The 25,475-nt window shown below is 43.1% G+C and carries 21 protein-coding genes and 2 tRNA genes; 13 read left to right on the top strand and 10 right to left on the bottom strand.

What is annotated here, in order from left to right; translation table 11 throughout:
* Window positions 1-2: 2 nt before the first annotated feature.
* Both HJG39_RS16495 and HJG39_RS16490 read right to left on the bottom strand, forming a co-directional pair.
* A tRNA-Asn gene (locus HJG39_RS16495) sits at window positions 3-76 on the bottom strand.
* A gap of 27 nt (window positions 77-103) precedes the next feature.
* Window positions 104-180 (bottom strand) — tRNA-Asn (locus HJG39_RS16490).
* Between the two features lie 1,122 nt (window positions 181-1,302).
* Between HJG39_RS16490 and HJG39_RS16485 the strand changes: the two genes are divergently transcribed.
* From HJG39_RS16485 to HJG39_RS16475, 3 genes are all read left to right on the top strand, one after another.
* Complete coding sequence (locus tag HJG39_RS16485) at window positions 1,303-2,616, top strand: MATE family efflux transporter (protein ID WP_268410854.1); 1,314 nt, start codon at window positions 1,303-1,305, stop codon at window positions 2,614-2,616.
* 10 nt (window positions 2,617-2,626) lie between these two features.
* A complete protein-coding gene (gene uvrB / locus HJG39_RS16480; protein WP_268410838.1) occupies window positions 2,627-4,630 on the top strand; it encodes an excinuclease ABC subunit UvrB in 2,004 nt (667 codons plus the stop codon).
* Window positions 4,631-4,863: 233 nt separating this feature from the next.
* Entirely contained in the window at window positions 4,864-5,784 is a 921-nt protein-coding gene (locus HJG39_RS16475) for a LysR family transcriptional regulator (protein ID WP_268410835.1), read from the top strand.
* 191 nt (window positions 5,785-5,975) lie between these two features.
* Here the strand turns inward: HJG39_RS16475 and cysE are convergent, their stop codons facing one another.
* Window positions 5,976-6,785, bottom strand: coding sequence for a serine O-acetyltransferase (gene cysE / locus HJG39_RS16470; protein ID WP_268410832.1), 810 nt, complete (start codon window positions 6,783-6,785; stop codon window positions 5,976-5,978).
* A gap of 136 nt (window positions 6,786-6,921) precedes the next feature.
* Window positions 6,922-7,578, bottom strand: coding sequence for a 7-cyano-7-deazaguanine synthase QueC (gene queC / locus HJG39_RS16465; RefSeq protein ID WP_268410829.1), 657 nt, complete (start codon window positions 7,576-7,578; stop codon window positions 6,922-6,924).
* Between the two features lie 110 nt (window positions 7,579-7,688).
* On the opposite strand from queC, the gene queE reads away from it, so the two are divergent.
* The 3 genes from queE (at window position 7,689) to HJG39_RS16450 (ending at window position 9,881) form a co-directional block, all read left to right on the top strand.
* The gene (gene queE / locus HJG39_RS16460) at window positions 7,689-8,363 is read left to right on the top strand and encodes a 7-carboxy-7-deazaguanine synthase QueE (protein WP_268410826.1); all 675 of its coding nucleotides are present in this window, start codon (window positions 7,689-7,691) and stop codon (window positions 8,361-8,363) included.
* A gap of 109 nt (window positions 8,364-8,472) precedes the next feature.
* Window positions 8,473-8,886, top strand: a complete 414-nt coding sequence (locus HJG39_RS16455) for a DUF6841 family protein (RefSeq protein ID WP_268410824.1) — start codon at window positions 8,473-8,475, stop codon at window positions 8,884-8,886.
* Window positions 8,887-8,948: 62 nt separating this feature from the next.
* Complete coding sequence (locus HJG39_RS16450; RefSeq protein WP_268410821.1) at window positions 8,949-9,881, top strand: amino acid ABC transporter substrate-binding protein; 933 nt, start codon at window positions 8,949-8,951, stop codon at window positions 9,879-9,881.
* Between the two features lie 111 nt (window positions 9,882-9,992).
* Here the strand turns inward: HJG39_RS16450 and asnB are convergent, their stop codons facing one another.
* Window positions 9,993-11,660 (bottom strand): asparagine synthase B, encoded by a 1,668-nt coding sequence (gene asnB / locus HJG39_RS16445; protein ID WP_268410818.1) that lies wholly within the window; start codon window positions 11,658-11,660, stop codon window positions 9,993-9,995.
* A 683-nt stretch (window positions 11,661-12,343) separates the two neighbouring features.
* Window positions 12,344-13,963, bottom strand: a complete 1,620-nt coding sequence (locus HJG39_RS16440) for a M28 family metallopeptidase (RefSeq protein WP_268410815.1) — start codon at window positions 13,961-13,963, stop codon at window positions 12,344-12,346.
* A 144-nt stretch (window positions 13,964-14,107) separates the two neighbouring features.
* Here HJG39_RS16440 and HJG39_RS16435 point away from each other — a divergent pair, with 144 nt between their 5' ends.
* From HJG39_RS16435 to HJG39_RS16425, 3 genes are all read left to right on the top strand, one after another.
* Window positions 14,108-14,911, top strand: a complete 804-nt coding sequence (locus HJG39_RS16435) for a DUF3025 domain-containing protein (RefSeq protein WP_268410812.1) — start codon at window positions 14,108-14,110, stop codon at window positions 14,909-14,911.
* A 103-nt stretch (window positions 14,912-15,014) separates the two neighbouring features.
* Window positions 15,015-15,794, top strand: coding sequence for an ABC transporter ATP-binding protein (locus HJG39_RS16430; RefSeq protein ID WP_442781035.1), 780 nt, complete (start codon window positions 15,015-15,017; stop codon window positions 15,792-15,794).
* A gap of 2 nt (window positions 15,795-15,796) precedes the next feature.
* Complete coding sequence (locus HJG39_RS16425; RefSeq protein ID WP_268410809.1) at window positions 15,797-16,987, top strand: ABC transporter permease subunit; 1,191 nt, start codon at window positions 15,797-15,799, stop codon at window positions 16,985-16,987.
* A gap of 184 nt (window positions 16,988-17,171) precedes the next feature.
* On the opposite strand, the gene HJG39_RS16420 is transcribed toward HJG39_RS16425, so the two are convergent.
* Window positions 17,172-18,839 (bottom strand): lytic transglycosylase, encoded by a 1,668-nt coding sequence (locus tag HJG39_RS16420; protein ID WP_268410805.1) that lies wholly within the window; start codon window positions 18,837-18,839, stop codon window positions 17,172-17,174.
* A 21-nt stretch (window positions 18,840-18,860) separates the two neighbouring features.
* Window positions 18,861-19,643, bottom strand: coding sequence for a hydroxyacylglutathione hydrolase (gloB, locus tag HJG39_RS16415; protein ID WP_268410801.1), 783 nt, complete (start codon window positions 19,641-19,643; stop codon window positions 18,861-18,863).
* Between the two features lie 90 nt (window positions 19,644-19,733).
* On the opposite strand from gloB, the gene HJG39_RS16410 reads away from it, so the two are divergent.
* Together HJG39_RS16410 and HJG39_RS16405 are read left to right on the top strand one after the other, a co-directional pair.
* Window positions 19,734-20,474, top strand: a complete 741-nt coding sequence (locus HJG39_RS16410) for a class I SAM-dependent methyltransferase (RefSeq protein ID WP_268410799.1) — start codon at window positions 19,734-19,736, stop codon at window positions 20,472-20,474.
* An 89-nt stretch (window positions 20,475-20,563) separates the two neighbouring features.
* The gene (locus HJG39_RS16405) at window positions 20,564-21,634 is read left to right on the top strand and encodes a methyl-accepting chemotaxis protein (RefSeq protein ID WP_326849272.1); all 1,071 of its coding nucleotides are present in this window, start codon (window positions 20,564-20,566) and stop codon (window positions 21,632-21,634) included.
* 66 nt (window positions 21,635-21,700) lie between these two features.
* On the opposite strand, the gene rrtA is transcribed toward HJG39_RS16405, so the two are convergent.
* Entirely contained in the window at window positions 21,701-22,309 is a 609-nt protein-coding gene (gene rrtA / locus HJG39_RS16400; RefSeq protein WP_268410796.1) for a rhombosortase, read from the bottom strand.
* A 71-nt stretch (window positions 22,310-22,380) separates the two neighbouring features.
* Here rrtA and HJG39_RS16395 point away from each other — a divergent pair, with 71 nt between their 5' ends.
* A complete protein-coding gene (locus HJG39_RS16395) occupies window positions 22,381-23,223 on the top strand; it encodes an enoyl-CoA hydratase (RefSeq protein WP_268410793.1) in 843 nt (280 codons plus the stop codon).
* A 12-nt stretch (window positions 23,224-23,235) separates the two neighbouring features.
* The gene (gene ggt / locus HJG39_RS16390) at window positions 23,236-24,993 is read left to right on the top strand and encodes a gamma-glutamyltransferase (protein WP_268410790.1); all 1,758 of its coding nucleotides are present in this window, start codon (window positions 23,236-23,238) and stop codon (window positions 24,991-24,993) included.
* A 17-nt stretch (window positions 24,994-25,010) separates the two neighbouring features.
* On the opposite strand, the gene HJG39_RS16385 is transcribed toward ggt, so the two are convergent.
* The gene (locus tag HJG39_RS16385; protein ID WP_268410787.1) at window positions 25,011-25,475 is read right to left on the bottom strand and encodes a hypothetical protein; all 465 of its coding nucleotides are present in this window, start codon (window positions 25,473-25,475) and stop codon (window positions 25,011-25,013) included.

The following is a 25,475-nucleotide window of genomic DNA, read 5'->3' as shown; positions in this document are numbered from 1 at the left end:
GGCTCCCCCTCCCCGACTCGAACGGGGGACCTGCGGATTAACAGTCCGTCGCTCTAACCAACTGAGCTAAGGGGGAATCATCATTTTGGAATGTTTGTTCTGTTGGCTCCCCCTCCCCGACTCGAACGGGGGACCTGCGGATTAACAGTCCGTCGCTCTAACCAACTGAGCTAAGGGGGAACAGAACATTAGCCCTGCGAGACTTCTCTCTCAGGACGGGGGCGAATATTAATTATCGTCTGAGCTCCTGTCAACACAGAATTTAATATTATTTATTGGTTGCTTAAGAATGCATCGTTTAAGGCACTTTTTGAGCGTTAAGTGCGGCGCTACGTTTATTATTGCTGGAATTAGGCGTTGTGTTGTGATGGGGCTAACTCAGATAGAATGGTAAGAAATTTGTTATTTATTTTAATACTTGTGTGTTGAAAACGATTCCGTGTGGGCTTAATGCATATAAGTGACGGTTTTATGAAAATTAGATCTATAAATCTTCAAGAAACATGGTTATTTATACAGTATTATAAATAGTGTAACGAACTTATCGGATACAACGCGTTAGTGAAAGCTTACCTCTAAAAATAGTTCTCGGTCCTAATGCCGCGTGAATAGTGGGTTTTTAACAGTTATCCACGAAACCTGTGGATAAATATGTTAATGAAATTCTAATAACCCGCGCAAACCCAATGAAATGGGTGTCAAGTCGAAACCAAGGATTCTTTTTAAAATTTTAATAAATCTATATATAACAATAAGATAAATGTTTGTTGGTAAATAATATTCATGATGAGGTTAAAAACCATACAGTGTTTTTTAGGGTTGTGTGTTTTTTTCTCGAAACGACGCAAAAAAGATCAAATGAAACTTGATTTTTAAAAAAATTACCGTATGGGAAGGTCTGTTTTTGGGTTTCATCCACAGGTTTCTGGAATTGAAAAAAGGATTTTAAAAATAGAGCTACCGAAAGAGGATAACGCTAAGTAATGGAGATAACCCTTAGATGTTATTTGCAGGTTAAATTCGCTGAATTGTATAGATAAGCATTTTGTTTCGAATTGTTGATACAGCGTAGTGTTATACGAGGATATACTCTAGAATGACGTCTAGTCCTTATCCTATGAAGATCGTAGGTAAATAAAGGCAATTCTTAAATTAAACTTCTTGTTTCCCCTGTACCTCATTCCTAAGCGAGCCTAGCTGGGCAAAGTGTGGCGGGTGTGTTTCTGCTGTAGAGATTTTTCTGTGAATACGAAGAAAAAAAATGATCTTTTGAACGGGCCGATTGGGCCAACACTCAAACGGATGACATTACCTGTCGTCTTGAGCATGATCTTATTGATGTCATTTGGTCTAGTCGATACTTTCTTTGTTGGTTTGCTTGGTACAGATCAGCTTGCTAGCATTAGCTTTACCTTTCCTGTCACCTTTACTCTAATCAGTTTAAATATCGGTTTAGGCATCGGCACTTCCGCTACGGTGGCTCGCCTTTTGGGCTCGGGCGACCGCGGTGATGCTAAAATTGTAGGTAATGGAGCGTTAAGTTTAGCCGGTATCTTATGCGGCTTTATTGCTCTAGTTGGGTGGTTCTTCCTTGAACCCATCTTTCACGCGATGGGGGCCGAGGCAATTCATCTGCCTTATATTCGGGATTATATGAATGTGTGGTTTATTGCAAGTGTGTTTTTAGCTATTCCAATGGTGGGGAATAGTATTTTACGAGCGCATGGTGATACCACGACACCGAGTATTATTATGGCGACAGGTGGGTTTATCAACGCCATGCTTGACCCACTGTTAATTTTTGGTTGGGGTCCATTTCCTGCTTTAGGAATTCAAGGGGCATCGATTGCCACCATGATAGCGTGGATGGTGAGCACTGCTTATATTTTGTATTTGTTAGCCATCAAACGACAACTTATTCTACCTCGTTTATTGCAGTCATCGGAGTTTAGCGCTGCCTGCAAAGGTGTCCTAAGAATTGGAATTCCCGCAGCCGGTTCGAATATGATTACGCCAATGGCGAATGGCATTATGACAGCCATTGTTGCGCAATATGGTTCGGCAGCGGTAGCCACATGGGGAGTGGGAAACCGTTTAGAGTCCATGGCAAATATCATCCCTTTGTCCCTGTCAATGACCTTACCGCCCCTAATTAGCCAAAACTTTGGGGCAGAGCGAATTGATAGAGTCAAGCAAGCTTATATGAGTACGGTTAAATTTGTCATGGTGTGGCAAATGCTTGTGTTCTTATTGATGTGGGTGATGTCACCATTTATAGCGTCTGCTTTTGCACAAGATGCTGAAGTGGAAAAGCTTATCGTTCTATTTTTGGCGATTGTCCCTATTGGCTATGGCTTACAAGGAATTGTGGTGTTAACCAATTCTTCCCTTAATGCGATGCATCGTCCAATGGGGGCGCTGGCGTTGAGCGTGGTCCGCTTCTTTATTATTTTTGTCCCCATATGTTATTTGGGAAGCCTGCTTTTTAATTTGCCCGGTATTTTTTGGGGCAGTGTGGTTTCATATATTGTAATGGGCGCGATTTCCTTTTTCTGCTTTAATCGCCTGTTAGTTGGTGTGATGGGAAATACGGCAAAAGAGAATTCCACATCGTAGGAAAAACATTATGTCTCGACTTTTTAATCTGAAATCAAAATATCAACCTGCGGGGGATCAGCCTCAAGCCATAAGTGAGCTGGTGGAAGGGCTAAATTGTGGATTAGCCAATCAAACTCTGCTAGGTGTAACGGGGTCGGGTAAAACCTTTACAATGGCCAACGTGATTGCTGAAACCCAGCGTCCAACTTTAATTTTGGCTCATAACAAAACCTTAGCAGCTCAGCTTTATGGGGAAATGAAAGAGTTTTTTCCTGAGAATGCCGTTGAGTACTTTGTCTCGTATTATGATTACTACCAACCGGAAGCCTATGTTCCGACCACGGATACCTTCATCGAAAAAGATGCATCTATCAATGATCATATTGAACAAATGCGTTTATCCGCCACAAAAGCGCTCATGGAGCGAAGAGATGTTGTCATTGTCTCTAGTGTTTCCGCTATTTATGGGTTAGGTGATCCCGAATCTTATATGAAAATGCTGCTGCATTTGCGCCAAGGCGATTTAATGGATCAGCGAGACATTTTGCGCCGTTTAGCAGAATTACAGTACGCTCGAAATGATATGAACTTTGAGCGCGGTACATTCCGTGTGCGTGGTGATGTGATCGATATATTTCCAGCCGATTCAGACAGACAAGCTGTGCGGGTTGAGTTATTCGATGAAGAAATTGAGCGTATTAGCTTGTTTGACCCACTTACCGGCGCCATTGAAAAGCAGGTTGCGCGCGCAACGGTATTCCCTAAAACGCACTATGTAACGCCTAGAGAAAAAATTCTAGAGGCCGTTGAGCGCATTAAAGATGAATTGAAAGATCGCCGTGAGCAATTAAAAGCGAACAATAAGTTAGTTGAAGAGCAGCGTATTGTGCAGCGAACTCAATTTGATATCGAAATGATGTTGGAATTGGGATACTGCTCAGGAATTGAAAACTATTCACGTTATTTATCTGGCCGGGCTCCCGGCGAACCGCCTCCAACGTTGATCGATTATTTCCCATCGGACGGTTTACTCTTTATTGATGAATCTCACGTTACTGTGTCGCAAATTGGTGCGATGTTCAAAGGAGATAGATCACGAAAAGAAACCTTGGTCGAGTTTGGCTTTCGGTTGCCTTCTGCGCTGGATAATCGTCCATTAAAGTTTGATGAGTTTGAGAGCCTTTCTCCGCAAACCGTGTATGTGAGTGCAACGCCGGGTAAATACGAGCTAGAAAAATCTAATGGCGATGTAGTTGAACAGGTTGTGCGTCCTACAGGCTTGCTTGACCCCATCATTGAAATTCGGCCCGTTGCAACGCAGGTTGATGATTTACTCTCGGAAATTCATAAACGTACAAACTTAAATGAACGGGTGCTAGTGACGACACTCACTAAGCGAATGGCAGAAGACCTCAGTGATTATCTGGATGAGCATGGTGTAAAAGTACGTTATTTACATTCGGATATAGATACCGTTGAGCGTATGGAGATTATCCGAGATTTACGACTAGGACGCTTTGACGTGTTAGTTGGGATCAACCTGTTGCGTGAAGGGTTGGATATGCCGGAAGTGTCGTTGGTTGCTATTTTAGATGCTGATAAAGAAGGTTTTTTACGTTCAGATCGCTCACTTATTCAAACCATGGGGCGAGCTGCTCGTAATTTAAATGGTCGAGCCATTTTATATGGCGATAAAATAACGGGTTCCATGCAACGCGCCATTGACGAAACTCAGCGTCGTCGGGAAAAGCAAGAACAGCACAATATTGAGCATAACATTCAACCTCAAAGCTTGAATAAACCCGTGACTGATGTGATGGACTTAGGCGAGTCATCAGGTGGTCGTGCGGTAGATAAAGCTGCCGAGCCATCGAAAAAATATATTAAACATTCTAGCAAAGAGCTGATGGCCGATATAACTGAACTTGAAAAGCGTATGTTCGAACATGCGAAGAATCTTGAGTTTGAGGAAGCGGCAACATTACGAGACCAAGTCGAAGCTCTGCGAGCTCGAATGGTTAAACTTTCTTAAATTTATTGGGTTGGATAATTTCTTGTCTAACAAAAAAATAGCTGCTAATCAAAAGTTTGCTTGGTTTTTGCCATAAAATTCACCGATTATTTTTCTTTTTTTTTACCTTTAATGGTTAGGAAGGGTTTGCCATATCTGGAAGAATCAGTATAGTATGTAAACTCATACCTTAAATAAGCCTAGCTATAGGCGTTGACAATAGGGCAGGAGAGCCCGGAATAGGTGATCTAAAGATGCTGAATCGTTTGCAAGAATCGGATATTAAGTTACTAAGAGTTTTCTATGCTGTTGCTTCGTGTAACGGGTTTACTGCGGCAGAGCCCGTTCTCCGAATGCAGCGCCCGAATATCAGTGCAGCAATCAAGAAACTAGAAGAGCGTTTGGATTTGGTATTGTGTCACCGTGGGCGTGGTGGATTCCAAATGACTAAAGAGGGGGAGCTTGTGTTTCAAGAAACCAAGCGCATTTTCAATGCTTTCGATAGCTTTGTTTTTAATTTAAAAAGTTTACATGATGATTATTCGGGTCATGTAACTTTAGTTCTTATGGCGAGCTTGCCATCTAATGTTGTCTCTGCGGTAGGCCAAGCTGTTCGCAGTACAATGAAAAAATTCAACGACATCCATATTAATATTCAAACTCGTTTATATCATGAGGTTGAACATGTTGCGTTATCAGGTGAGTGTCATTTAGTGGTATCGTGTTACGATATGGTTAAGCCTGAATCTGTTAATTTTCAAGAAGTTAATTCATCATGCAAGGGGCGTTTATACTGTGCTAAAGATCATCCTTTGGCGAAAAAGTGGATGAGAAAAATAACGCCTCTTAACGTACATGAGTTTCCTGCGGTAGGAATGTCAGGTATGCCATCTGGTAACTATGTACGTGGAGACAATCGTTTATCAATTCAAACTTTTTCAGACTCTTATGAGTCCTGTCTGTCTGCTATTTTGAGCGGGGAGTACATTGGACTGTTACCGGACTATATAGTGGAGCAGGGAATTGGTCGAGAAGAGCTTGTTCCTATTGGTGGTGACTTATTTGGTTTTGAGCAGCAACTTTACGTGATGAATGGTAAAAATACACGCTTAAATCCGGTACTGAAGTTCTGTATCAAAGAGCTATGTTATTTCATCGAAAACGCCAATCAGTAACTCGATAAAATAAAAGCTCGAAGAGCACATCGCGGATTGTTTAGGGCAGCTAGATGCATCCTCGGTCGTAAGGAATTGACTGGGGATCCATTGGTGATAGGTTTTCAGTGAGTATACGGATTTTAATCGTTGAAAATCTTCGAGACCCTAAAAAGGAGCCAAATAAGGAAAGGAACCGAAGTAGATTCCTATTAAATGTGTTCACCTAAGAATTTATAAGGGGTGTCTAAATAGTTTTGGTTCATGGTTTCACATGGACGTTCACAGTTATCTACTTTTACAATTCTTGCCGGCACACCTGCAATGGTGACACATTCAGGAACCGATTCTAAAACAACGCTACCTGCCCCCACTTTCGAATATTTTCCTATTTCAATATTGCCAAGGATTTTAGCGCCAGCGCCAATAAGAACCCCTTTTCTAATCTTGGGGTGACGATCACCAGACTCATTCCCTGTACCGCCTAATGTAACCGATTGTAGAATGGAAACATCGTCTTCAATTACCGCTGTTTCACCAACAACTATGCCGGTGGCATGATCGAACATTACGCCTTTGCCTATTTGTGCTGCGGGGTGAATATCCACTGCGAACACTTCCGAGTTGCGACTTTGTATAAATAAAGCGAGATGCTTTCTATTATTTTCCCAAAGGTAATGCGCCAAGCGGTGCACTTGAATTGAGAGATAACCCTTAAAGTTGGAAAGAACAGTTAAATAATATTCAACGGCGGGGTCGCGGTCGTAAACCGCTTTAAGATCTGCTATAGCCGATTGCACCATATCAGGATCTTTGGCAAAAGCATCATCGAAGAACTCTCGAATTGCTAAGGCTGGCATAACATCATCGGCCATTTTGTTCGACAAAATGAAACTCAATGCGCTATCAAAGTCCCTATGATTAAGAACACAAGCATGTACGTAACTTGCTAATAGAGGTTCTGTTTTTACGATTTCAAGCGCTTCATTTTGTAGCGTTTGCCAAAATGTTTTTTTTACCATTACTGTGCCTTAACTGATGCATATCCATAACCTGACTTCGGAGGAATAGGGCGTAGATACTGAAAAATACGTTGATTTTCTATTATGTGGCTGTTTTGCTTATTTTAAAGTAATCCCGTCTGAGCTGTTATGATAATCATTCATAAGGTAGAGGATCTTTAACGCCGTTTTTTTCAAAGGCTTCCAATCTTTCCTGACACGCGCCACATTTGCCACAGGCTCTTTCCCGTCCGTTGTAACATGTCCACGTTTCACTGTAATCTAAATTCATGCGTAAACCGTCAGTTAGAATATCAATCTTACTGACATTTAGATAAGGCGCATGAATATCAACAGGCTCATAATTGGCAATTTGGCTTACCTCATTCATTTTTAACACAAATTCAGGGCGGCAATCGGGGTAGATAGCATGGTCTCCAGAGTGTGCCCCGTAATAGACTTTGGAGGCGTCCAATGAAACGGCATAACCAATGGCCATTGATAGTAATATCATATTGCGATTTGGGACAACTGTAGATTGCATTGAGCTTTCTTCGTAATGACCTTCAGGAACGTCAATGTCGCTGGTGAGCGAGGAACCGCCAATGAGCTGATTGATGCTGCTAATATCAACAATTTTATGATGAATGTTCCGCTTTGCGCAGACATTAGCTGCATAATCTAATTCTTTACGGTGGCGCTGGCCGTAATTGAAGGATAGGGCGTATACTTCGCAGCCATCTTGAATGGCCTTGTGCAAAACCGTAAATGAGTCCATTCCACCTGAATAAATGACAACAACTTTTTGAGCCATGGTAAAGCTATCTCTATAATGCGCTAAAAACAGCAATTTTAATGGACTGTGCCCAAGACCGCCACTTTCGTGTGTTTAAATTGGCCAAGTCAATGCAGTGAACTGGATGAATGCAAACTCAATATAAAATCAACGAATTATTTCAAACCATACAAGGGGAAGGGAGCTATACTGGCACGCCTTCTATTTTCTTGCGTCTTCAAGGGTGTCCTGTGGGATGTGCATGGTGTGATACCAAACATACATGGGAAACCAAACCCGAAATGCAGCAGTCCGCTGCTGAGATCATTTTAAAAACACAGGATACAGAAACGTGGTGTAATGCTTCGGTAGAGGATATTCTTGCGATTTTTGTCAAAGAGGGTTACACCGCAAAACATGTTGTGATCACAGGTGGAGAACCCGCTATGTATGATCTCATGGAATTGACTCAGGCTTTACACGCTAACGGCTATTCGACACAAATCGAAACCAGTGGGACGTTTCCTATTCTGGTGGATGCGCAAACGTGGGTCACTGTATCGCCTAAAGTTGATATGAAAGGTGGCTACAAAGTGTTATCTGAGGCCGTCTTGAGGGCAAATGAAATTAAGCATCCAGTTGCCATGCAAAAACACATTGATGAGCTTGATGCTTTACTTGCACTTGGAACACAAGCAGGGTGCCTGATCTATTTGCAACCGATAAGCCAACAACAACGGGCGACTGCGTTAGCCATCGATACATGCATCAAGCGTAACTGGCGCTTATCGCTGCAAACCCATAAATATCTGGGTATACAGTAACCATCACTAAAACTAAAGGCAGAACTGACGTCTTTTTACGACTTGTACTAAGCTTAGTCAGGAAAGCCTCAAATACGATTATTGCAGTTCAAAACAAGAGGAGAATTGAATGGCTGTTAGTACACTAGCATTTTTTAATGCTTACGCTGAAGCTTACGAATCTTATTCGCCAGAAGCTGTGGCAAAGATGTACTTTACACCTTCCGTTGTCGTAAGCGATGACAGAAAAACGGTATTTACCAGTGATGAGGAGCTATTTGAACATATTCAGTCTTTGATGAACCGCTTGAAAGCTGTTGGTGTTACACACTGTGTGCCTGAGGTGTGTCAAACAATGCGGTTAGCTGAACATATTCTATTTTCCAATGTAAATTGGTCATTTACCGATGAAGATGGACAACATGTTTTTTCTTGTTTCGTGTCTTACACCCTACAAGTTGGAGATGATAATTTAAAAGTCATTGTTTCGGTTATTGATGACGAAGAAAGAGAACTCGCCAAATTGACTAATGGTGTTATCTAATACTTTTTAAATCAGGTTTTTAGCGTTAGTCTTGGCGTTCACTGTTCAGAGGTTGTTCTTTCATGCGTTATTGGTTTGTTATTTTGGGGTTTATTACGCAGTTGAGTCATGCTGCTACTTGGCGAATAGCTTACCCTAACAGCGAATCCTTGTTGGACGAGCAGCAATCCTATCCATTGCAAGTTCTATCTCTAGCCCTTGAACAAACCAGTGTTCGCTATGAGCTTATTCCGACTCGTAAAGTCTTGAGTCAACGTCGAGCCATTGAGCAACTTAAAGCAAATCGAGAAATCAATATTCTTTGGGCGCGAACCGATGCTGTAAAAGAAGAAGAATTGTTAGCCGTGCGCGTACCGATTTATAAAGGGCTTAATGGGCTGAGGTTGTTTCTAGTTGATGCAGAGTCGGCTGAGTTAATGCAGCCTATTGAGCTACTCCCCGAATTGCGTCGCTTTATTCCGGTGCAAGGATACGACTGGCCGGATACTAAGATCCTGCAAGCCAATGGTTTTGAAGTGGCGACGGGCTCTAGTCAAAGTCAAATGTACCGGCTGCTGCAAACCGAGCAAGCTAATTTCTTACCACGTTCAATTATTGATATTTGGGATGCTCTTGATGAGTCAGAGTTGCCTGATGGTGTGACGATTGAGTCGCGTTTAGCGGTGCACTATCCCACAGCAACTTATTTCTTTTTTAATAAGAAAAACATTGTGCTCGCTAATTTAGTGAAAACAGGGTTGGAGCGGGCAATTTATAACGGTAGCTTCGATAAGCTTTTTGCCTCGGTGCATCGCGAATATTTGCGAAAAGCAGAACTAAACAAGCGTATTATGTTCGAGCTTAAGAATCCATTGTTACCGAAGAGCACGCCGTTACAGGACAAAGCGTTGTGGTTCGATGCTCAGTCTCATTTGTTAAAGGTTGTTACGCCAAACGAAGGCGCCTCATCTCGCCAGCCGTTGAAGCAAAAGCCGAGTCAAACCGGTACTCAATAAAGCCGTGCAATTATTCACCGTCATGAAAAAAGCCAAACAGAATATGTTTGGCTTTTTGCTGGAATGCGGAAGCATTTTAAATGGTTGCTTTGAAGTTTTCCTCTAGCCCAATCACGCTTTGCCGTGAACGTCCTTAACCGAGCGACCTGATGGGTCTGCTGCATTTAAGAAGCTTTCATCCCAAGCTAATGCCTCGACGGTACTACAGGCGATAGATTTCCCTCCCGGCACACATTTAACGGCACTTTCTTGCGGGAAGTATTCTTCAAAAATGGTGCGATACAAATAGCCTTCTTTGGTGTCGGGAGTGTTCACTGGGAAACGGAACTCCGCGGTTTTCATTTGCTGATCAGACACCAAGCTTTCGGCTTGTTCTTTGATGGAATCAATCCACGAATAGCCCACTCCATCGCCAAACTGCTCTTTTTGTCTCCAAAGTATTTCAGAAGGTAAGAACTCGCCGTTATCAAAGGCTTTACGCAATACCCATTTTTCCATTTTTTCAGGCGTGATCATTTTGTCTTTCGGGTTTAAGCGCATAGCAACATCAATGAATTCTTTATCAAGGAAAGGTACTCGTGCTTCAACGCCCCATGCACATGTCGCTTTGTTGGCTCTGGCGCAGTCAAACATGTGTAAACGGTCTAGCTTACGCACGGTTTCCTCATGGAACTCCTTGGCGTTAGGGGCTTTGTGAAAGTACAAGTAACCACCAAAGATTTCGTCTGAGCCTTCGCCAGATAACACCATCTTAATGCCCATTGCTTTGATTTTACGACTCATTAAATACATGGGAGTGGAAGCGCGAATGGTGGTGACATCGTAAGTTTCCAAGAAATAGATAACGTCACGGATGGCGTCTAATCCTTCTTGCACCGTAAAGTGAATTTCATGGTGAACCGTGCCAATCATATCCGCGACTTTCTTCGCTGCGATGAGGTCTGGTGCACCTTCAAGGCCAACAGCAAAACTGTGTAAACGGGGCCACCATGCGTCGGATTGGTCGCCATCTTCAATTCGCTTAGCAACGTATTTAGCGGCAACAGCGGAAACCAGAGAGGAGTCCAAACCGCCGGACAGCAACACGGCATAAGGCACGTCAGACATCAAATGGCTTTTCACGGCTTTTTCAAAGGCCGCTTTTAAGTCTTCTAGGTTGGTTTCGTTAGTTTCAACGTTTTCAAATTCGCGCCAATCACGGGTGTAATATTGTGTTAGCTCGCCGGTTTTACTCCATAGATAATGACCCGGAGGGAATTCCTGAACCGTTTTGCAAATGGGCACAAGGGCTTTCATTTCAGATGCAACATAGAAGTTGCCGTGCTCATCAAAACCTGTGTAAAGCGGAATAATACCAATGTGATCACGGGCAATTAAGTAGGTGTCGTCTTCTTCATTGTACAAAACGAAAGCGAACATGCCTTTCAGTTGATCGATGAATGCAGGGCCGTGCGCTTCAAATAATGGAAGAATGACTTCGCAATCTGATTTAGTTTTAAAGTGGTAAGGCGCAGGCAATTCTTGCTCAAGCTCTTTGTGATTATAGATTTCACCATTTACAGCGAGAATGAGGTTTTCATTGCGGTTGGTCAGAGGTTGTGCACCATTATCTACGTCGACGATTGCCAAGCGTTCATGACATAAAATGGCATTGTCGTTATTCCAAATCCCAGACCAATCTGGGCCGCGGTGGCGCAATAGTTTAGAAAGCTCAAGGGCTTTCGACCTTAACTCGGAAACATCTGTTTTGATGTCCAAAATACCGAATATACCGCACATAAGTGACTGTCTCTCTACAGTTGTTTTTAATTTAAAGTCGCTAATATTGCTTCATTGACGACCTGTTTTACCCGCTACTTTGGTTTGTTGAAAAATGCATTTTACCAAAGGCAGCGTGGATTTTATGTGAAGAAGGGGAGAGAAAGTAAGAGAATGCTTAGGAGAAAATTTGAGCTATTTTTTACGTATCTATCACCTTCCTCACTGAATTAATTCAGCGAATTTCGTGATGGCAAATTGCCATTCAAATTGTTGATGATATTAACGTTGATCATGCTGTATTAAATTCAGATTTAAGGTTTAAACAATCGTTCAACTTTGTTGACCGAGATGCTGTTTGCTGTTTTAGCTGAATGGCTTGGTAGCGCATTGCTGTGCAAACCGGATGCTTAAAACTTTGCCACCATCAGATTAAATTGCAAGAGGGAATTTGAAAAAAACTTAAGAAATACTCCGCTTAAATGAAAAAGGCCCCTAAAAAGGGGCTGCTTTTGAAATATTAATTTCACGTTGGTTATAAAATTAGACCAAGAACGACAGGCTTGTTTCAAACTATCAGTCACCTGTAGCGAATTTGGCGCAAACTTTCAGCCGCGGGAAGTGGAGTGTAAACGCCGCCCGCTATACTTTCTCAAAGGCGCTTTCGCATCCCTGCTCGCTCTAGACAAAACGCGCGCTAGATATTATGGACGCTGGAACTCGCTGGTTTTGTTCCATTTCGGCCAGTCTTGACTATTGGCAATGTCATAACCGACTTCAAAGTACAATTGTGAGTCTTCAACGATGCCACCGAAATCCCAGCTTTCGCGGTATTGATCACACACTTGATGATAACAGCCTCGCTGGATCACACTCATCTTCTTTCTGTATTGTGCGGTTTCGTCATCAACCGGAATATCACCGCCTTTAGCATACAGCGCAGGAACACCTACCTTAGCTAAGCTGAAGTGATCTGAACGATAGTAATATCCCGCTTGTGGATGGCCTTCTTGTGCGAGATGACGATTCTGGCGCTTGGCTGCTTTTTCCAAGTAAGTTTCAAGCTCAGATTTGCCGAAGCCGACCACAGAAATATCTTTTGTGCGTCCCATGATATTCATGGCATCGATGTTTAAATTTGCCACGGTTTTGCTCAATGGGTAGATCGGGTTTTCTGCATAATATTGAGAACCCAATAGACCTTGTTCTTCAGCGGTAACAAAAAGGAAGCTAACAGAACGTTTCGGCTTTTGTTTTAACGAAGCAAAGGCTCGGGCAATTTCCATAATGCCTGCTGTGCCTGTAGCGTTATCGTGTGCGCCGTTGTAGATATTGTCTCCTTCCTTGGCCGGATCTTTTCCTAAGTGATCCCAGTGAGCGGTGTAAATAACGTGCTCATCTTTGGCACTGGAACCTGGCAAAGTCGCAATGAAGTTGTTACTTGTCGAGCGTTTCAAACTGCTTTTTACGGTAACAGAAGCCGTTGTTCCCAACGTTTGCGCAATTGGGCCTTTGTTGGCTTTTGCCTTAAGTTTGTCGAAGTCGTATCCAGCCTTTTTGAAAACGGATTTAGCCGCATCTAGGGATAACCAGCCTTCTACGGCAACACGCCCTTTGTTGCCATCGGGTTGCACCAATTTGTACTGTGGGCCGCTCCAGCTATTGGCTACTACGGACCAACCATAAGACGCGGGCTCTGTTTCATGAACAATTAATGCACCTGCTGCGCCTTGGCGGCTGGCTTCTTCGTATTTGTATGTCCAGCGACCGTAATAGGTCATGGTTTTACCTTGGAATTTATCACCTTCTGGGTTGGCGAATCCGGGATCGTTTACCAGAATCACAACCGTTTTACCTTTTACATCAAGTCCCTTGTAATCGTTCCAGTTGTATTCCGGTGCGTTAACGCCGTAGCCCACGAACACTAATTCGGATTCTTTTAACGATACGGTTTCTTGTTCGCGAGAAGTGCCAACCACCATATTTTCCTTGTAAGTGAAGCTGTCGTCGCCAATGCTTAAAACCACATTTGGATCGGCTTCAATGCGTAGTAACTCTACGGGTTGCAAAAAGCTGTTGCCATTACCCGGCTTAAAACCCCATTTTTTGAAGTTTTCAGTCAAGTAGGCCAGCGTTTTTTCTTCACCAATGGTTGTAGGTTGACGCCCTTCAAACTCATCGGAAGACAAGGTTTTAACATGGCTTCTCAAATCCGCTTCACTGATGCTGCTGTAAGCCTGATCAAAGCTGTTTGACCCGGCTTGCACACCAAAGTGAGTTGCGAGTATCACTGCTGGTAGGGTGTGTTTCAGTTGTAGGTTCATGTTTTTTCCTTCGGCACAAGTGGCCTGATTATTTACTTTGTCGAAAATCCGCAATAGAGTACACCGCCCATTATTAAAAACCAATGCAGTGCGCCTTTGCGAGTGATCGCTTAGTCTCAAGTCATTTTTACCCCATTGAATATAATGAAAGCTCAAATCAACACTTTTCCTCGTATTGAACACTGGCAAACGTCGCATTTTTTATCTGCGCCATTTCGCGATCTCACCTACATTGCGCCGATGGCTGCGCAAGAGCATTGGCCAGCGGTTTCTTCGCTGGCAGAATTTCTGGGGATAGCTGGGCAGAAAATACAGTTTACAGCTCAAGAGCAAGCAACAGAGGTGCGTTATTATGAGCAAATTGTTTATGAAGATAGCGTTGTCCCTACACGAGAAGCGAATTGGCACGACTTTTACAATGCGTGTATTTGGCGTTTATTCTCACAGAGTAAACGCGCACTTAATCGGGTTCATATTCACGAAATTAACGAATTTGGCTTAAAACCGAGAACACCAAGGCGGGATCGCGTGACTCACTTCGATGAATGTGGTGTGGTGTTAGCTTATTCAAACCCGTCTATTCCGTCGCTATTAGCTGAACATGAGTGGCAAGCCGCATTTGTGGATAATCGAGCAGAGTGGGGGAAAACGGTACAGGCGTTTGTGTTCGGGCATGCAAATTACGAAATGTTGATGCAGCCGCATATCGGCTTAACTGGGAAATGGCTTGGTGTTGCGGTTGATAATACTTTTTGGAAAGCGGATATTGTGCGACAGTATCAGATTTTAGACGAGCAGGTTTTACACTATATTCAACAAGATGATAGCTTTTCCGACAGAGCTCATTTTAAGCCTTTACCCTTGTTAGGAGTGCCGCAATGGTGCCCAGAAAATCACGACCCCTTATTTTATCAAAACACGGATTATTTTCGTCCTAAACGCCGATAAAGCATGTGTAACAGTCAAACAAGGATAACGAAAAATCATCATAAATGAGTTGTGAGAGAGGAAGAATGAGAGGCGAAGGAATGATAAAAAATGGAGAAATCGGGTGATACGTGTTCAGCATCTAGCAAAAAAATTTTTGATTCCAGAAAAAAGCAAAACCAAGCAACAGGGAGTGGTAGATCCGCGCCAGCAAGGTAAGTATTTCCATTCTTTGCAGGACGTTAGTTTCCAATGTGAGCATGGGCAGGTGCTAGGATTGTTGGGTCCTAATGGAGCGGGTAAAACCACCACATTACGCATTCTTTCTACGGCACTTTGTTGTGATGAGGGACGCATTTTTATCGACAATGAAGAATTAACGCAACAGCCAGAAACCTTACGTAAGAAAATTGGTTTTTTATCGGGTACAACTGGTTTGTATGGGCGTTTAACGGGGCGCGAAAACATCGAATATTTTGGGCGTTTACATGGCATGAGTAAGGCCAGTATTAAGCAGCGAGTTGACTCTTTAGCGCAAGAGCTAGACATGCAAACTTATTTGGATAGGCGGTGCGAATCTTACTCTACAGGGATGAAACAAAAAGTCGCGATTGCACGGGCCGTAGTACATGAACCGCAGGTGGTGATTTTAGATGAGCCTACAACCGGATTAGACATTATGGCAACGCAAACCGTGCTCAACTTTATTCAGCGACTCAAGCAGAATTCGGTGTCGGTTATCTTCTCTACGCACCATTTGGATGAAGTCCAAACTTTGTGCGACCAAGTGTGTGTTATTAATCAAGGCAAAGTGTGTTTTTTAGGAGATTTGGCGCAGTTTTCGGCGTTGTCTGACATCTCTTTACACGATGCTTTCACCCAAACCTTAGCTGGAGAGCACTAACGATGTGGTTGGTTTTTCAAAAGGAATTACGTGAAGCAATACGCGACAAACGCTCAATATTATTTATGTTCTTGTTCCCATTGGTGTTGTTCCCTTTGCTCTTTGGTGGCGTTGCTTTATTTGCTGCGAAAGCTGTTCAAGATGCGGAAAGCAAAGTGTTGAAATACAGTATTTTAAACCATGAACACCATCCTCAGATTGTTGCTGACTTTGCAGCCGATAAACACTATCGCTTTATCGCAGCATCGCCACATAATTTTAAGCAGCGCATTCAATCTGGCGAGTTAGATTTTGTTTTATTGTTACCCGACACGCTAATGAAAAATCCACTAGAAGTGGGACAAAGTCGTATCAAGTTATTTTTAAACGATGCCAGTTTGAATAAAGTGTTTAATCGGGTGCGAGAAAAAACCAAAGTGTACTCAGAACAGATGCAAGCACAAATGTTGGCATCGTTAGGCGTATCGCAGGATAAAAAAGACGCATTGATGCGACCGATTTACATTGAAAAGGTGAATCTTGCCAATGACAGAGAGGACCTAGGAGAGAAAATTGGCGGTTTTATTCCGTATTTCATTTTTGTGTTGTTACTGCAAGGCGTGGTGTATTTAGCGGCAGATTTAGGTGCAGGAGAAAAAGAGCGTGGCACGCTAGAGACCTTATTGTTAGCGCCCATTCCGCGCCAAGACATTGTGTTAGGCAAGTTCTTTGCGATCATGGTGGCAGGGCTGACTTCCGCGTTGGTGACGGTTGTCAGTTTTGTCGGTTGGGGGATTGGTATTGGACAGGGACTTGCTATTTCAGTGATTAGCGAGTTTTTCTCGCAAATTGGCCTATTAGATATGCTGCTAATGTTCTTAATGCTTATTCCTGTTGTCACCATATTTGCTTCGCTAACCTTGAGTTTGTCGATATTCGCGAAAAGCTATAAAGAAGCGCAAACCTATATGGGGTATTTAATGCTATTGGCGTTTGTGCCCATTGTGCTGGCTATGTTACCCGGTGTGTCATTACAAGGTGGCTGGGCTTGGGTTCCGCTAACAAACGTTGCGCTTGCGATTAAAGAATTAGTGAAAGGCACCATGAACTATTCAGCTTTTGTTGCCATCTTTTTATCCACCGCCTTGATTGGCTTAGGCGCGTTGTATTTTTGTGTGCGTTGGTTTAATAAAGAAAAAGTGCTGTTTAGGTAGTGGGGCTTTTCCGTGTACATTTATCTGACAAACACCGAATCAACAGCCAATAAAAAGCCTGAGCAGAATCAGGCTTTTATCGTTCAAATTACGGCGCGTTAGATACCGTTTTAGCGGCCGCTTCTCATTGGGTACATACTTGTTCCTAAATCTCTACCGGTGACTGATCATTAAACACAGTTATTTAGGTTTTGGTGACATCCACAAAAAGTTTTATTTTTTGTCCCGGTTGTAAATACTTCTTCTTATTCAAGTTATTCCAACGGGTAATATCGTTAATACGAACTTTGAATTTACTGGCAATACGCGCAAGTGAATCACCATTTCTCACCGTATAAGTCACCGAACGCATAATGGATTGACTAGTTTGTTCCTGCGTCAGTTGGCTTACCCAAACAATTAGCTTTCTTCCCGGTTTTAGAGGATCTGTGGGCGCCATACCATTCCACTTTGCTAACTTTCTTAAATTAACATTGTGCGCACGGCTAATATCCCACAAGGTATCGCCTTGTTTGACTACGTAGGCTAATTGATGTGCGCCATGTTTGGTGCTTTGCGTGGTTTTAAGTCGCTCTTCTTGAGACAAGGTGTAGTAATCCAACGACTTTAGCGCCACAGGCACAAGCAGATGATCGCCAACGCGGATCATATTACCCTTTACTTTATTTATTTGCTGAATCACATCCACGGATGTGTGATAACGCTTGGCAATTTTAAGTAGGCTGTCGCCGTTACGCACTTTATGGCGTACCCAGTTTAAGCGCTCTTTATTTGACGTTTCATCCAGTGCGACACGAAATTGTGGAGCGTTGCTAATTGGCACGAATAAATAATGTGGACCTTTAGGGTCGGTCGCCCATCGGTTGAATCCGGGGTTGAGTGCATGTAGTTCTTCTACGCTTAACCCTGCCATTTCTGCGGCAAGCGCTAAATCGATTTGCGAGCCAACATCAACAATTTCGGTAAAGGGCTGGTTTTGCAAGCGAGGCCAAGGGAAGTTGTAGTCTTCGTTGTTAAATAAAAGCTCCGAGAGTGCTAATAATTTAGGCACGTATGCGCGGGTTTCGCGGGGTAAATCGAGAGACCAAAAATCAGTGGCTTTGCCTCTTGCTCGATTCTTTTTAATGGCTTTTAAAACGCGACCTTCTCCGCTGTTGTATGCGGCTAAAGCGTGTAACCAATCGCCGTCAAAGGTTCTATGCAAATACTTGAGGTATTTAATCGCGCCTCGTGTGGAGGCTAGCACATCGCGGCGACCGTCATACCACCAATTCTGTTTCATACCAAAGCGTTTTGCGGTCCCGGGTATGAATTGCCACATCCCCGCAGCTCTGCCGTGAGAGTAAGCGAAAGGGTCAAAAGCACTTTCCACAATTGGCAGTAGCACTAATTCCAATGGGAGACCGCTATTTTCCACTTCTTTGACAATGTGATAAAGAAACGGTGCTGCGCGCTTGTTAACGCGTTGCATATAATTTGGATGTTGCTTGTACCAACGGAGTTGGTTCTGAACGCGGCGGTTGTTAGGAATAGGAAAGGTGAGTTGCCGACGCACTTGTTGCCATAAATCTTGCGAGGATACCCAATCTTCATTTTTTTGTTTTTGAGCAAAGGTGTAGTCAAAATCTTCAATTGGATGCAGCACAGGGACAGTGCCGCCGGATTCTTCCTCACATGCAAAAACAAGGTCGGCAACATCCGGTGAAAAGTCGCACTCATGGCTCTGTTCAACTGCCAAAAAGTTCGATAAAGGTGCTTCTTTAACAACCGGTGAAGGTTGAGTGATTGCTAACTCACATCCACTGAGTAATAAGCAAGATATAGCGCCCCAAAATAAATTTTTAATATACATATTCCTTACTTTATTGGCCTGCTAAAAGGTGTCTTTCCATTGCCGAAGGGCTGCAAAGACATCTGTTGGTGAAGTGTATGAGTTATTGAAGTGTTGTTCTACATTCTTTTTTAGCTCATTGGAGTGCGCATTCATAAACGGGTTTATTTTCTTCTCCAAAGCAATATTGCTTGGAATTGTTGGGATCTCTTGTTGGCGCTGGGAGGCTACCCAATCTAGGTAATCATCAATGGCGGCATTTTGCGGCCAAACGGCTTTGGCAAACGCCATATTGGCAGCGGTGTACTCATGGGCGCAATAGACTTTAATGTCGTCTGATAATGCATTAAATCGCGCAAAGTTAGATTGCATTTGCTTGGCATCACCCTCGAATAAGCGTCCACATCCGCCGGAAAACAGAGTGTCGCCACTGAATAGTGCTGAGTCATTAACATAAGCAATATGATCAAGAGTATGACCCGGCACTTGCATCACCTTCAGTGATGTTGTTAAGTCTTTAAGCTCGACAACATCGCCATCGTTGACTTTTTGTGTTGCGAAGACATAACGCTCTGTGTCAGGCGTAACAATATGCAATTCTGGTTGTTTATTTGCTGCTTGCCATTGCATTAAGGCTTTGATTCCACCAATGTGGTCGGGATGATGGTGAGTAACCAAAATACCTTTAAGAGATAACTGCTTTTCTTCAAGGTACTGCATAACAGGCGAAGCGTCGCCAGGGTCGACAACGTATGCATTTTGATTGTTTTCAATACACCAAATGTAATTGTCGTCAAATGCTAAAATGGGAGATATCTGTAACATGATTGAAAAGTTAAATTTGTTATCTTTGAAAGAGTTGATGCATATTATAGGGATTCGTAAGGCGCAAAACCATGCTCATGATCAGTTTTTATGAAACCCGCTTTAGTTCCTAAGCTTCCTAAGTACCCCAAAAATTGGCAAGCACTGCATCTTGGCAAGGATTTGCAGGCGGTCGCCGAGCTAAAATTGGCGGAGCCTAGTCGGCAAATGTTTGGCTATCACTTGGTGAAATTGGGGAGTTTAAGCAGTCAGTTAGCGTTAGATAACTGTCCGATCCAGCATAAAATAAATGTAACCTCATTTGATTTTAATTCTCCTTCAGTTATTGCTGAGCCAGGATGGTTGCCATTTGCGAGTCGCAGCATTGATGCCTTTATTTTGGCTCATGAGTTGGATTTCGCTCAGGATCCGCATCAAGTTTTACGAGAAGTTGATCGATGTATGATGCCTGATGGACATGTGGCTATTTTGGGCTTTAACCCGGTGAGTTTGCCCGGTTGTTTGAAGTGGACCCCTTTTAAGCACCAAAACGTATTACATGATGCTCGCTTTTTTAGCGCTCATAGAGTAAAAGATTGGTTGAGTTTGCTCGGATATCAGATTGTTGATGAACAGTTTTATATTCACTCAACGCTATTTTTTGAGAAGAAAATCGACTTGAATAGCAAGTGGGCTAAATTTGCGAGTCGCTACTTACCTTTTATGGCTTCTGTGTATCTGATAGTGGGTAAAAAACGAGAATTTCCATTATCTCTGATTAAGCCTAAATGGGAACTAAAAACACGTTTTGCAACGGTAGGTGCGAGTATACGTAGCGCAACCACAAAATAAAGACTAACTTTATATCAGATAAATGGAAACGTAACCGATAAGTAAATTGATTCGCAGGGCTTTCGTAACTACTCAATGGGATTCCCCCTATGTTTTGGAAAAAAGACAACCAAGAAGAACTACAAAGAATTAAGGACTTATCTGCCGAAAATGATTCGCTTTCTCTTAGAGTAAGGGAGTTGGAGAATTTGTTGGCAGATGCAGAGGCAGTAATTTCCGAAAAAGAAACGCAGAACAGTGGAGGTGTTTCCGCTGGAGAGGTGTTGCTTGATGGGCAGAGAGGCTTACACTGTCTTCGCGATGTTCAAGCAAGAACAACGGAGACATTATTTTCAGAAAGACAACGATTAGAAAATACTGACGATTTGTTCACAGGTTCAGCAGAAATGTTGGATGAGGCGGGCAAAAACTTAAGTCAGATAGACCAGATAGCAGCGCAAGGTGTAAAACATGCAGGTGAGTTATCTGGGTTAGCGAGTAGCATCAGCCGTTTTGTTGGTGTGATTAACTCTATTGCGGAACAAACAAACTTACTAGCACTAAATGCGGCAATTGAAGCGGCGAGAGCGGGCGAGAGCGGACGTGGTTTTGCTGTGGTTGCAGAAGAAGTGCGTAATTTGGCAATGCGTTCATCTGAGTCGACACAAGAAATAAATAACTTGGTTGAGAAAATTGAAAACGGTACACAAAGCATTGAGTCCAACATTAATGAAGTGTCCGAAAAGTCTCGATTATTAGTCGCTAAAAACGGCGAAGTAAAAGATAAAGTAAGCCAAGTTTTGGATATGTCGTCTTCCATGCGTAAGGCGATAAGAAGTTGCGCGGAACGTGGGGTATTAGCGGCGGCACAAATTGAAAATATGGCATTTAAAGCATCGGTATATCAGGCGCTCATGGGGCGTGGTACAGGTAACAACTTGCAAAATGTTAGCGAAACAGAATTGTCTCGCTGGCTCCGCGATGAAGGTGCTGAATATAGCCGCTTAAGTGAATTCAAAGCTGTTGAGTCAAGTCTGCATAAGGTATACGAGCAAGCAAGAAATGCTATCTCAACTGGCGCGGCTGGTGTCAATCCTGAAACAATCGAAGTATTGCGTAAAATGGAAAAATACAGTGATGAGTTGCTAACGAATATTGAAAAATTGGCTGCCCACTTTTAAGGGTACTAAAAACGATATGAACAAAAAGCCGGTTGAGTCCGGCTTTTTTGTCGCTTTTGATAGGGTTTAGTGAGGCGATACAGGAGATGAGGCGCGGGTCCGGCTTTTGTATACGTCCCATAATCCAGTGATAAGCCCGGCAATTGTGCCGTATAAATGCGCTTCGGTAGCGACTCTTGCTTCAATGAGTAAAGCAATTTCTGCACTGCCGCCTTGTAGCTGCTCATGAACAATTTTAATGGTTAAGCCGATAAGTAAGAGCCAGCCTGTAATATATCGACGATTAATATCTTGAATGACTCCCCAAGCAAACAAGCCATGCAAGACACCAGATAAGCCAACATAGTTTATTCGTTCTGGATTCAGGAAATGCATACTAACGGTGCAAGCTAGGCTAAAAACAACAATTAGAGTGAAATACTTGCGGGTTTTATATTCATCTCCATAAAGTGCCCAAATCGTAAAAACGCCGAGTGCGTTAAGTCCTAAATGCATGAAATTAGAATGGGTTAAATTGGCGCTGATAAGCCGCCACCATTGGCCTTGGATGACAGCTTCACGTTGATACGCTAAGTGATCAAAGCTCCAAGGGGAAGCAATCCAACAAATGAATCCTATTAACAGAATGAAAACAGGACCGATGATATAAGCTCTTGCTAAAGGCAACTGCACCATACTGAAAGTATTTCCTTCCTTAAAAAGTCATTGGCAAAATACCAAAATTATCCGTTCGGCAAGATGGTTTAATGATTCCATCGTTGCAACTTGCCGCTGCACAGTTTATGTTTGCTGCACTTTGTCAGCAACACTATTTAACCCATCTCATGTCAAATATTCAAATCCAGCTGGAACAGCAAATTCTTACTATAACGATGGCTAGAGCAGATAAGTATAATGCACTGACGCCACAGATGTACGGTGCAATGGCAAATGCGCTTGAGTCGGTTAAAGAAGAAAATAAGGCCAAGGCAGTGTTGATTCAGGGGGAAGGAAAGCATTTTAGTGCCGGTAATGATTTATCAACGTTCGCCTCAATTGATAAAGAAGACACTTCATCTGAAACGGTTCGCTTTATGAATGCGTTAATGGACTGTCCTGTACCTGTGGTGGCGAAGGTAAGAGGCCAAGCCGTGGGTATCGGTACAACCTTGTTATTGCATTGCGATCTTGTGTTTGCCGATGATAGTGCCACTTTGTGTATGCCTTTTATTAACTTAGCTCTAGTGCCTGAGTTTGCGGCAAGTTGGGTATTGCCTAAATTGTCAGGCCATGTCAAAGCCGCTGAGTGGTTAATGTTAGGAGAGCCAATTCCTGCGCAAGAGGCTTACCAGTATAAGTTGGTAAATCGCATAGTGGAGGCCGAAAAGTTAGACAGTCACGTCGACGCTATTATGACAAAGTTGGCGCTCAAGCCAGGTTTAGCAATGCGACATACCAAAGCGTTACTAAAGCATGAACAAGAAAGTGTTAAGGCGCATATGGCAGAAGAACTAGATATTTTCTTTAGTCAATTAACGACGGAACCAGCAAAAGAAGCATTCGCAGCGTTTTTAGAAAAGCGCGCTCCCGATCCCAAAAAATTTAACTAGATAAACTTAAAGATGAAACGTATTTCAGTGCGAACTAGGTTGTTACTTTGTTGTGCTGCATTGTCACTCGCGACAATAGCTGAGGCGCAAACAAAACCCAGAGAAGATAGAGAGCCAGAGGCGGCGACAGGATTTAATGAGAAAAAGGCATTTGTTGCCAAGCAGTATATGGTAACAGCCGCTAACCCTTACGCTTCTTGGGCTGGTAAGCAAGTCATTGAGCGTGGCGGCAGTGCTATTGATGCCGCAGTCGCCGTGCAGGCTATGTTGACGCTAGTCGAGCCGCAATCTTCAGGTATAGGAGGAGGTTCTTTCATCCTATATTGGGATAATAAAAACAAGAAACTACATACTTTTGACGGCAGAGAAACTGCGCCAGAGGCGGCAGACTCTTATCTCTTTTTCAAGGATGGAAAGGCGCTTGCTTGGCGAGACGCGGTAGTTGGCGGGCGTTCCGTTGGCGTGCCGGGAACTGTGAAAGCACTGGAAATGGCGCAGCGCGAGTTTGGAACACTAAAATGGGCCGATTTGTTTAAGGAAAGTATTGAAACTGCTTATTCTGGTTTTCGTGTTTCTGAGCGTTTGGAAAAACTGGTTGGTATGAGACTGCATCCGGGATTGGATCACTTTAGTGAATCAAAGCGCTATTTCTTCCCCGGCGGCGAACCGCTTAAAAGTGGTATGTTGAAGAAAAATGAAGCGTTAGCCAAAGTTTTCCAAGGTATTGCGGCAGAAGGCTCGACTTTCTTTTATGAAGGTGAAATAGCAGAGAAAATTGTTAAGGCAGTGACAGGTGCAGATATTAACCCTGGCTTGTTAACCATCGATGATATTAAAGAATATAAAGCGGTAAAGCGGGAGCCTGTTTGCGGTCCTTATAAAACGTATCGTATTTGTGGGATGGCACCCCCAGCTTCGGGTGGGATTTCGGTGTATCAGATTTTGAAAATGTTGGAAGACAAAAAGTTGGAGCAATACCAACCGAACCAACTTGAAGCCGTGCATTTAATGTCGAAAGCGGCTAGTTTGGCTTTTGCTGACCGAGATGCGTACATCGCTGATCCAGATTTCACTTATCTGCCTTTTGGTGCATTAATTAACAATACTTACATGCAAAAGCGAGCTAAGTTAATTGACGTCAAGGCGCCTTGGAAAAAAGAAAAGCCGGGTTCAGCGTATTCTACAGCGTTTATTCAGGTGGATAACGCGTTTGACTTACCCAACACCTCTCATGTTTCGATTGTTGATAAAGAAGGCAATGCTGTGTCGATGACAAGCAGTATTGAGTTTGCCTTTGGCTCGGGCTTGATGGTGGAAGGATTTATGCTGAATAATCAGCTAACGGATTTTGCATTTTCTCCCACTCGAGGTAAATACCAAGCGTTGAATCGCGTTGAATCAAAGAAACGCCCTAGAAGCTCAATGTCGCCGACAATGGTATTTGATGAAAAAGGGCAGTTAAAGATCGTTGTTGGTTCTCCTGGCGGTAGTCGTATTATTAATTACGTTGCACAAACACTTGTTGGCGTATTGGACTGGGGGCTTGATATACAGCAAGCGATTAATTTACCTAAGTTTACCAATCGTAATGATTATACGGCGCTTGAAGCAGGAACCCGCATTGAACGCTTACAAAGCGAGCTAGAAAAGCGCGGTCATAACGTGAGGGTTCAAGACCTAAATAGCGGCCTACATGGCATCATGCTAAGGGACGGTAAGCTGATTGGTGGCGCAGATCCTCGAAGAGAAGGTGTCGCTGTGGGGCAATAATAAGTCGCGCTGGCGAGTTACAGATACTTGTCAGCTTTTATTGCATTAACCAACCATTTATTTTTGATTCTCAGCATTTCTACAGTGCGTAAATCATCTACTTTGTCGCCATTACTTAAGCCCGTAAAAAACACAGAAATTTCGGTATCTGTTGCAAACTCAGATCGGCCTACATCATCACCCGTATCAATTTGCATTTCCGGGACATTGTCATAGGGTAAGTTTAAAACGTGTCGTTGTACTGAGCGGGTAGTATGGTAAGACTTCAGTAGCCTACCCATTTTCGGCGTAGAGTAACTAATTACGAGGTTAATGTCCCTCTTTTCACTATACAGTGCTTCAAAGAAAAGCAAGGCGGCACCTTCCGGTGTTGAGCTGTCCATCATGCCGTATTTCCCTGCCCCTGTTTTTTGCTTGGCGTCGGTACAGGCGCATAGTGTTAAGACAAAAAATAGGCTGAATGCAATCGCTTTTCTATACAT

The sequence above is a fragment of the Alteromonas sp. a30 genome (assembly GCF_026788005.1).
Taxonomy (GTDB): Bacteria; Pseudomonadota; Gammaproteobacteria; order Enterobacterales; family Alteromonadaceae; genus Paraneptunicella.
Note: the sequence above shows the minus strand (reverse complement) of the source record. Positions and strands in the feature narration are given on the sequence as shown.